General features: G+C 65.2%; 2 pseudogenes. Both read right to left on the reverse strand.

Annotation, left to right across the window (positions count from 1 at the left end):
• Positions 1–1,123: pseudogene (pctB, locus tag HMPREF2886_RS23735) on the reverse strand (methyl-accepting chemotaxis protein PctB); the annotation flags it as partial.
• 235 nt (positions 1,124–1,358) lie between these two features.
• Positions 1,359–1,723: pseudogene (locus HMPREF2886_RS23740) on the reverse strand (chemotaxis protein); the annotation flags it as partial.

Raw genomic sequence — 1,723 nt, forward strand, 5'->3', positions numbered from 1 at the left:
AGGAGTTCGAGGCGTTCACCACCAGTTGCGCCACGTCGTGCAGTTGGCGAGCGGTGCCGGCGACCTCGCGGATCGACTCGTGGATGCGCTCGACGAAGCGGTTGAAGGACATGGCCAGCGTACCGAATTCATCGTTGCTGGTGACCTTCAGGCGCTTGGTCAGGTCGCCTTCGCCCTGGGCGATGTCCTGCATGGCGCGGCCCATGTCGGTGAGCGGCTGCATCAGTACGCGGATCAGCATGCCGAGGAGGAGGACGATGGCGACCACCGCGATCAGCGCGGCGACGATCGCCGAGGTACGCAGCTTGGTGAGCATGGCATAGGCCTTGTCCTTGTCCACCGAGATGCCGATGTACCAGTCCAGGCCGGACAGGCCCTTGACCGGAGAGAAACTGAGGATCCGGGTGTTGCCGTGCAGCTCGGCCTCGCTGAAGCCGCTGCCGATCTTCGGCGTGTTGCGTGGGTAGACGTCGCTGAGGTTCTTCATGACCTGGTCCTTGTCCGGATGGACGAGGATCTTGCCGTCGCCGCTGACCAGGAAGGCGTAGCCCATGCCGCCGAAGTCCAGCGAGTTGATGATCTTCACCACCGTCTGCAGGCTGAGGTCGCCGCCGACCACGCCGAACGGCTGGCCGCCCTGGCGCGCCGGGCTGGCGATGGTCAGCACCAGCTCATGGATGGCCGGCTCCATGTAGGGTTCGGTGAGGGTGGTCTGGCCGGCGCTGGTGGCGGCGTTGTACCAGGGGCGGCGGCGCGGGTCGTAGTCGGCCGGCAGGTCGCTGGTGGGGCGCGCGGTGTAGGTGCCGTCGGTCTGTCCCAGGTAGGTGAAGAGGAAGGTCGAGCCCAGCAGCGGCTGTTCCAGCAGGGCCTGGGTGGTTTCCGGGCTGTGGTCGCGGGCCAGGGTCTGGGCCAGGTTCTCGATCAGCAGGATGCGCCCGCTCAGCCAGTTCTGCACGTTGCTGGCGGTGATCTCGCCCATTTCGTGCAGGTAGTCCTCCAGGTCCTCGCGGATCGAGGCGCGCTGCAGGGAGTCGTTGTAGAGGGTGAACAGGGAGAAGGTCGCGATCACCACCAGCGCGGCGGCGAGCAGGATCTTGTGGCTGAACTTGAGACTTTTGATCATGGTTTCTTGCATCCGGGAGGCGCGGGCGCGCTGTCGTGAACAGCCCCAGTTGGATCGCAACTGCAAGGCTTGCCGTGTCTGTCGGCGGCAAGTCCGGAAGCTTTAGCGCAACGGATGAATGGTTTCACCGAATGCGACCTGGAGAACGAAAAAAGCGCCCGTGGGCGCTTTTCGTCGGCAGGGCGGATAACCGCATCGCGGTTGTCCGCCGGTTCGGCGACGAGACCGGCCGGTCTCAGATCTTGAAGCTATCCACCAACTGGCGCAGGCGCCCGGCCTGGGTTTCCAGCTCGCCGCAGGCGCGCAGGGTGGCCTGGAGGTTCTCCACGCCTTCCTGGTTGAGGGTGTTGATCTCGGTGATGTCCATGTTCAGCGAGTCGACCACCGCGGTCTGCTCCTCGGTGGCGGTGGCCACCGACTGGTTCATCCCGTCGATCTCGCCGATCCGCCGGGTCACGCTGCTCAGGCTTTCGCCGGCACGGTTGGCGATCTCCACGCTCTCCAGGCTGTAGCGCTGGCTCTCGGTCATGGTGGCCACCGCCTCGCGGGCGCCGACTTGCAGCTCTTCGATCATCTTCTGGATCTGCTGGGCCGACTCCT

The sequence above is a fragment of the Pseudomonas sp. HMSC066A08 genome (genome assembly GCF_001813025.1).
GTDB classification, from domain to species: Bacteria; Pseudomonadota; Gammaproteobacteria; order Pseudomonadales; family Pseudomonadaceae; genus Pseudomonas; species Pseudomonas aeruginosa.